General features: G+C 64.2%; 6 protein-coding genes. 5 read left to right on the top strand and 1 reads right to left on the bottom strand.

Annotated elements, in window-relative coordinates; all coding sequences use genetic code 11:
• The 3 genes from JHC57_RS00895 to JHC57_RS00885 form a co-directional block, all read left to right on the top strand.
• The coding region (locus JHC57_RS00895) for a hypothetical protein (protein WP_366928520.1) at nucleotides 1-1,970 on the top strand (1,970 nt) is incomplete at its 5' end.
• Between the two features lie 430 nt (nucleotides 1,971-2,400).
• Nucleotides 2,401-4,173, top strand: coding sequence for a ParB N-terminal domain-containing protein (locus tag JHC57_RS00890; protein ID WP_294027838.1), 1,773 nt, complete (start codon nucleotides 2,401-2,403; stop codon nucleotides 4,171-4,173).
• A 731-nt stretch (nucleotides 4,174-4,904) separates the two neighbouring features.
• Nucleotides 4,905-5,228: a DUF736 family protein gene (locus JHC57_RS00885; RefSeq protein ID WP_058802012.1), complete on the top strand. Its 324-nt coding sequence runs from the start codon at nucleotides 4,905-4,907 to the stop codon at nucleotides 5,226-5,228.
• Nucleotides 5,229-5,283: 55 nt separating this feature from the next.
• Here JHC57_RS00885 and JHC57_RS00880 read toward each other — a convergent pair whose 3' ends face one another.
• Nucleotides 5,284-5,517, bottom strand: coding sequence for an AlpA family transcriptional regulator (locus JHC57_RS00880; RefSeq protein ID WP_294027835.1), 234 nt, complete (start codon nucleotides 5,515-5,517; stop codon nucleotides 5,284-5,286).
• Between the two features lie 556 nt (nucleotides 5,518-6,073).
• On the opposite strand from JHC57_RS00880, the gene JHC57_RS00875 reads away from it, so the two are divergent.
• Together JHC57_RS00875 and JHC57_RS00870 are read left to right on the top strand one after the other, a co-directional pair.
• Entirely contained in the window at nucleotides 6,074-6,967 is an 894-nt protein-coding gene (locus JHC57_RS00875) for a zincin-like metallopeptidase domain-containing protein (RefSeq protein ID WP_294027833.1), read from the top strand.
• The gene (locus JHC57_RS00870) at nucleotides 6,964-7,218 is read left to right on the top strand and encodes an iron dicitrate transport regulator FecR (RefSeq protein WP_294027832.1); all 255 of its coding nucleotides are present in this window, start codon (nucleotides 6,964-6,966) and stop codon (nucleotides 7,216-7,218) included. The genes JHC57_RS00875 and JHC57_RS00870 overlap by 4 nt, the downstream gene beginning before the upstream one ends.
• The last annotated feature ends 27 nt before the right edge of the window (nucleotides 7,219-7,245 follow it).

Raw genomic sequence — 7,245 nt, 5'->3', positions numbered from 1 at the left:
TTTTTGCACGCCGATCACCCCACGAAGGGGGTGCCTATTGCACGCTGATCCTCATACCCGTAGCTGAGAGCACGAACGTCGCTGACCATCCGAAAAAGAAGCGCGGCCCGAAACCGAAGGTGATTGTCGAATTTCCCGAGGCATCGGGAGAAGAATGGGTCGATCCACCTTCCTTTCCCGAAGCGCTTGCGTTGCACATGCGCCGGCACGGCGACAGCTGCAATCATCTCCACCGCGCCATTATCGGTCCGGGCGACAAGACCGATCGCAAGACGATCCAGACGTGGGCGACCGGCGTAAAGGCGCCGGGCACGATCGAAAGCCTCTCCGTCCTGGGCAGAATCGAGCGCCGCTATCGCCTGCCCGAGGGCTATTTTCAGGCGAAACTCGATCGGACTGGGCGTGCCACCGCGCGGCCCGCCATTGCGGCGCTTACGGCTTCCGAGCGACGCAAACTCGCGTGGCATCTTCCGGGCGATTTCTCCAAGCGGCCCAAACGCGAGCGCGAGGAAATACTGGCGTGGGTGCGTTCGGTCATTATCGAAGGCGCTACAGAGTATCGCCGCTTTCAGCGAGAAGCGACGCAGCAGCGCTTCTCACTCCGATTCTCGAACAGTGCATCGGTCGATTCCGGTGCGACCGACGAGAGCATGGCGGGCTGCCGCGATGCGCCACTCCAACTTCAGAGCGAAGTCCACAGTGTCATTGCGTTCAAAACGTCGACGCTCGCGCCATCGGGCCTGCTTCGCCAGGGCATGTGGGGTGAGGAAACCGCGTCGCAGAAATTGGAGCATCTCGGACTTATGTTCGGGGCTCTTTGCTCGCCGCCGGATGGCGATGTTCGCGGCTTTGGCGTTCCCGCCGATCGCCTGTGTCTCGCGATGCTGCTCTTCCCGTCGGTCTGGGACTGGTATCTCCATTGGCGCGAGGAGCGCCGCGGCTTCTATACGAGCTGGGAGATCAATATGCTCGACTTGGCCCTGTCGCTTGCGCGCGAAAAGACGGGTTGGATGCGACAGCACCCAGACCTTGCGAACGCCCTGCAACCGGTCGATGAACTGATTTCGGCAGATGAGATCGATGAAGCTTGCGGGGATTGGGATGCGGTCTGCGACCGCTTCATCATCTATGCCCTGAACCGGAAGAAGGACGTTCAGCGGGTCGCGAAGGTCCATCGCGATCCGTTCGAACCGATATTGCCCATCCTCGAAGCTGAGAGCCCGGTCGGCGAATATCGCAAGATCACCGAGGAAATACTGGCGCGGATGCCGAGCGCGCGGCGTCATCCGAAGGCAGCAGCCGAAGCGGTACGCGCATTCCTGATGCTGCGCTTTGGCTTGCATCTTGGTCTTCGCCAGAAGAACCTTCGCCAGCTTCGCTTCTGCGTTCGAGGCGCGCGGCACAGCAGCGAGAAGCAACTCGAGAAGCTGAAATGCGGCGAGCTGCGATGGAACGATCTATCGGGCGGCTGGGAGGTCTTCATACCCGCCGTCGCGTTCAAAAATGCGTCATCGTCCTTTTTCGGCCGGAAGCCTTATCGGTTGCTTCTGCCCGATCTCGGGCGGCTCTACGAGTTCATTGATCTATATCTCCGGCGCGACCGGCAGATCCTGCTCGGCGGCGCCGAGGATCCAAAGACATTCTTTGTGAAATCGGCCAAGCTGACGACGAAGGATGCCGCATATAGTCAGGTCGGATTCTATGATGCCTGGCGGCTGGCGATCCAACGCTATGGCATCTTTAATCCCTATACCGGCCAAGGTGCGATCAAGGGCCTGCTCCCGCATGGGCCGCACAATGTGCGCGATGTTTTGGCAACGCACGTTCTCAAGAAGACCGGCTCATACGAGCAGGCGGGCTATGCTATCCAGGATAGCCCGGAAATCGTCGCGAAACATTATGGCCGGTTCTTCCCGCACGACAAATCGGCATTGGCGGCAGTGGTGCTCAACGAAGCTTGGGAGAGCTAAGCCGAAGGTAGATTGAGCGCGGCCTCAAATGAGCGCGCACTGGCGGCAGCAGGCTGCCGCCAGAGGTCGCACTTTTGCACGGTGGGCCGCGCTGCGCTCTTGGCTTGTTCTTGGCGGGGCGGCGGCTAAGCCCATGTCCGCGCGCACGCCGCCCCGCCTGCGGCTTCGCCAAGGGCGCGTCTGTTTTCCAATATTGTCGCCGCGCTGACCGCACGGCGGCGTTGTCGTGGGCCGGCCACGGACATCGTGTCGTTCGGCGCACGGCTATGGGCCCGCTCGGCCGATGCGCAAGCCGCCGCTGCGCGTCGGCTCCTCCACTTCGTTGCGGCCCTGCGGGTGCGCCCCGTCCTTTGGCGCGGTCCCGTCGCCTTTTCTCGCCGCCCGCCCCGCCGTCCGGGGCCGGGTGTGGTTGAAGAGAAGGAAGACAGCCATGAAACTCGACTTCATCGATATGGGCAATCTGTCCATCGCAGCCGCCAACATGCGCGGGAAGGGGAAAGACCCCGACGTCGCGGACCTTATGCCGAGCATCCGCGCGCGCGGGGTGCTGGTTCCGCTGCTCGTTCGGCCCAATTGCGCCGAAGGCCATTATGAGATCGTCGCGGGGCGTCGGCGCTTTACGGCTATGGGCGCCGTTGCGCGCGAGGGCGGGGCTGTCCGGCCCATTCCATGCGCCATTCTCGACGAGGGTGACGATGCCGATGCGCTCGAAGCGTCGATGCTCGAAAACCTCGCACGGGTGCAGCCCGACGAGGTGAGCCAGTGGGAAGCGTTCGTCGCGCTCGTGAAGGCGGGGCGCTCGGTCGAGGAGGTTGCAGACAGCTTCGGGTTCGAGCCGCGCGCCGTGAAGCGCATTCTCGCGCTTGGCAATCTGCTCCCGCGCATCCGCACCCTCTATCGTGGCGGCGAGATCGATGCGGGCACGGTGCGCCACCTGACCCTCGCATCGAAGAGCCAGCAGAAGGCGTGGCTTGCCTTGTTCGACGATGAGGGCGCCTATTGCCCGATAGGTCATCAGCTGAAAGCATGGCTGTTCGGCGGCACCGCCATCGCGGTGAAGCACGCGCTGTTCGATGTCGCGGAAGCGAAGGCGGCTATCGTGTCGGACCTGTTCGGCGAGGACAGCTTCTTTGCCGACAGCGATGCTTTCTGGTCGGCGCAGATGGCAGCTATCGAGGCGCGCAAGGCCGCGTATCTCGTGGCGGGATGGCCCGATGTGGTTGTCATGCCGCGCGGCGACTGGTTCCGGTCATGGGATCATGCCCATGCGGGCAAGCGCAAGGGCGGCCGTATCTACGTCGAGGTTCGCGAGAGCGGCGAGGTCAGCTTCCACGAAGGGTTCGTCACGACCAAGGAAGCGAAGCGGCTTTCGAGTGGCGGCGGGGACGATGGCGCTGCCGTTGCTACGAAGCCGGTGCGTCCCGAGGTATCGGGTCCGCTCAACGCCTATATCGATCTTCACCGCCATGCGGCGGTGCGTGCCGATCTGGCGGGCCATGGTGGGGTCGCGCTCAAGGCAATGCTCGCGCATGTGATCGCGGGCGCAGACCTCTGGCGCGTCGATATCGAAAGCCAGCGCGCGCCGAAGGAAGATATCGCCGAGAGCGTCGAGAGCTGTTCCGCCGAGGCGGCGTTCGACCTCAAGCGCCGCGCCGTGCTCGCGGTACTGGGGTTCGACGCGGAAGCGCCCACCGTCACGGGAAGGCCGCTCCATCGTCCCCCTTTTGCCCCACTGTTCGCGCGGCTGCTCGAACTCCCCGATCCGGTGGTGCTGGAGATTGTGGCGATCGTTATGGGCGAGACGTTGCAGGCGGGAAGCGAGGCGGTGGAGATGATCGGCCTTCATCTCGGCACCGACATGCGGAAGCACTGGTCGGCGGACGCGGCCTTCTTCGACCAGCTTCGCGACCGCGAGGTCCTGCTCGCCATCACCGGCGAGGTCGCGGGACCGGAGGTTGCCGCAGCGAACGCGGGTGAGAAGGGCAAGGCGCTCAAGGCAATCGTTTCCGATTGTGTCGAAGGGGCGAACGGCCGGGCCAAGGCCGAGCCGTGGGTTCCGCAATGGATGGCCTTTCCGCCTTCGGCCTATACGGCGCGTGGCGGTGTGGGCAGCGTCAGATCGGCGCGGCGGGTCGCTCATGAGCTTGCGGCTCCCACGGCGCCTGAACCCGATGCCGAGGACGAGCAGCCTTTGGCAGCTTGAAGATATGGCGGGCGGCTTCGGTCGCCCGCCTCATTTTTCTCCGGGCGCAAAATGACGCGCCGGCCTCGGGGGCCGGCGCGGCGCTTCTGATTTTGCGCGCGTCACCGCCGCAAGCGGCGCTGTCGCGCGGTTTGGCCATAGAAAGAGGCGACGCGAAGTTGCCTTCGCGCCGCCTCAAACGAAGGATTATCTATCCATCGCCCCCACCGTCGATAGCTTGCCGGGGTCGCTAATCGCCAAGCTCTGACGGAAGATGGTGAGCCCGATAATATCGGCTGGCCGACCTGAATTGTATGAAAGCGCCAAATCGTATGCCGTCGGCATGATTTTCTTACGTAGCGGAGTGGGCCGACGTGAGGGCGGATTGCCGCCTCGTACTCAGCTGCTCGGTTAGCCCCGACCGAGCGTTCGAAGATCGCTTTTCTCACTCAAGTTTCCGCGTTTGATCGTTCATGTCGATAGCTCGTCATCACTCCACCTGTTCTGCAGGACCATCCCGGCGACGGGCGATTTGACCTGCACCGGCGCGGCGCCCCGCGAAAGTGCGGCGGCGCGATTATTTCCCCGCGCGAGTTCCACGCGCTCCTCGCGGCCTCTTCGCTTCAAATAATAGCGCCGCCGCACTCCTCCGCTTTGCTGCGGCCCTTCGGGTTCGCGGCACGCCTCATGCGCCGGTTCCTGGTCCGCCCATGCCGCAGGGATGGTCCCGCGGTACTTCAAGGAGACGACCAATGGCAGCTATCGGCTTTGTGAACGGCACCATCGACACGGGTTTCGTGGGCCAGCTGAAAACCCTCTCGATCCGTGCTGCGATCGAAATCCGGACCAACCGCTCGAAGAGCGGCGACGTCCAGCCTGATTACCGGGTCTGGTCCGAAGGAGTCGAAATCGGCGCCGGCTGGATCCGCGTCGGTCAGGTTTCGGGCGAACCCTATGTGTCGCTGAGCCTCGCCGCTCCCGAGTTCGGGCCGCGCCGCCTCTATGCGAACCTCGGCCGCGCCGCCGGTCAGGACGGCGAGGACGGTTACGCGCTCATCTGGAACCCCGCCGACTGAGGCGGACATCGCCCCGCGCCGCTCTCGCGGCGCGGGGCTTTGCCGTGCCTGGCTTTCAGGCGGCGTCGCGATCGCTGTCGCGATCCAGGTCGGCGACGGTGAAGGTGACAGGGTTGCGGAGCCAGATGTCGACCTCGCCGGCACGCCAGCCGCAGCAGCGCTCGGCGAGCTTGTGCTGCGGCGGGAAGGTGCCGGCGGCGATCTTTCGGTAGAGCGTGGCGCGGCTGAGGCCGGTGAGATTCAGGACCTCATCGAGGCGCATCATGCGCAGGGGAGACTGATATGCCATGCAGTATTTCTCCATATGCGGGGGGATCATAGGTCGACCTGAGATCATAGAAGGGGATCGCCAACCCCTTCGTCAACACCGCAGAAAATCCTGCTTTTTGGCGTAGCGCTCTAGCGTAGGACTGCTTAGGGCTCCCGGCGGCTATATGCGGTTCCCGGCGGCTGCAGCGTAGTTTTGGCACAGACGCATTTATTTTCTCAATTCGTCTCGCAGGACCGCCAGATGATGGAATTGTGACCGCCGGAGGCGGTCGCGATCGCGAGTGACGCTCCGCAAGGCGGCGCGACCGTCACGTGATTCGCATTGGGGAGGGCGCCGCTGGCGCGCATGCGGTCGCCGCTCGCGCGGCGGCGTAGATACCCGGCACGGCGGGAGCGAAGGTGGGCGTCACTCGCCTCTAGCCCCGCCCGGCCGGGCCGCAGCCCTGCGGGTCCTCCTCTTCGTTCCGGTCCTTCGGATGCAGCCCGCCCGATGATGCGGGTCTGCCGGCTCCTTCCTGTCGCCCACCTCCGCCCCCTTCCGGGCCGGGGTGCGGTTGGCGGGAAGGAGAAGTGACATGCGCAAGGAAAGGGCCGACAGGGCCAGCCTCTATTCCGAGGTCACGAACAGGATCATTGCGGAACTCGAAGAGGGACGGCTGCCATGGGTGCAGCCTTGGGATGCAGCTGCGTGCGGATGCACGATGCCGCAGAATGCGGGAACGGCGCGCAAATATAGCGGCATCAATGTGCTGATCCTGTGGGCCGAGGTTGTCGCCAAGGGCTATGCGTCGCAGCGCTGGCTGACTTACCGGCAGGCCGAGGCGGCGGGCGGCAATGTCCGGCGCGGCGAGAAGGGCACGGTCATCTGCTATGCCGACCGCTTCACGCCAAAGGCGGAAGCTGAAGCAGCGCGCGGCGAGGACCGCGAAGCGCGGCAGGTGGCGTTCCTCAAACGCTTTGTCGTGTTCAACGTCGACCAGTGCGAAGGACTGCCCGAGGACTATATCGCGCCCATGGTCAGCCCCGATCCTGTGCTTGCTATCGCCGAAGCCGACGCGCTGATCGCGGCAAGCGGCGCGACGTTCCAGATCGGCGGCGGCGAAGCCTTCTACAATCCGAGCCACGATTTTGTGCAGGTGCCGCCGCAGGCGGCGTTCCATGAGCCGGTCAACTGGTATCGCACCGCGCTCCATGAACTTGGGCATTGGACCGGTCATGGCAGCAGGCTCGACCGCGACCAGACGGGCGGGTTCGGATCGGAGCCCTACGCCAAGGAGGAGCTTGTTGCGGAGATTGCGGCGGCGTTCACTTGCGCTGCGCTTGGCATCGCGCCGACCGTCAGGCATGCAGATTATATCGCGTCGTGGCTGTCGGTGCTGCGCGACGACGAGAAGGCGATCTTCCGCGCCGCGAGTCAAGCCAGCAAGGCGAGCGATTTTCTGCTCGCCTTCGCGGGAGACGAGTCATGAGGCGGCGCGATCTATCGACGGTCACCATCGAGGACGCCGAGCGCCGGATGGTCATCGCGCTTCGCAAAATGACCTCACGGCAGGGCGTTATCTTCATGTCAATCCGCTTCGACGAGACGCCCTATGGCGAACTCGCCGAGCGGCATGGCATCACCGTCGAGCAGGTGACGAGCGATTTCGCTTGCGCGCTTCGCATGTGGGGGCGCTGCCTTCATGCGCGCTTCCCGCATCTGGTCTGGCCGTGGCTTTGATCCGCGGCGGGCCGGATGGCGCTTGCC

Origin of the sequence: Sphingopyxis sp. (genome assembly GCF_016463645.1) — a bacterium.
Lineage (GTDB): Bacteria > Pseudomonadota > Alphaproteobacteria > Sphingomonadales > Sphingomonadaceae > Sphingopyxis.
The sequence above is the reverse complement of the archived record's forward strand: the minus strand, read 5'-3'. Positions and strand labels throughout refer to the sequence as shown.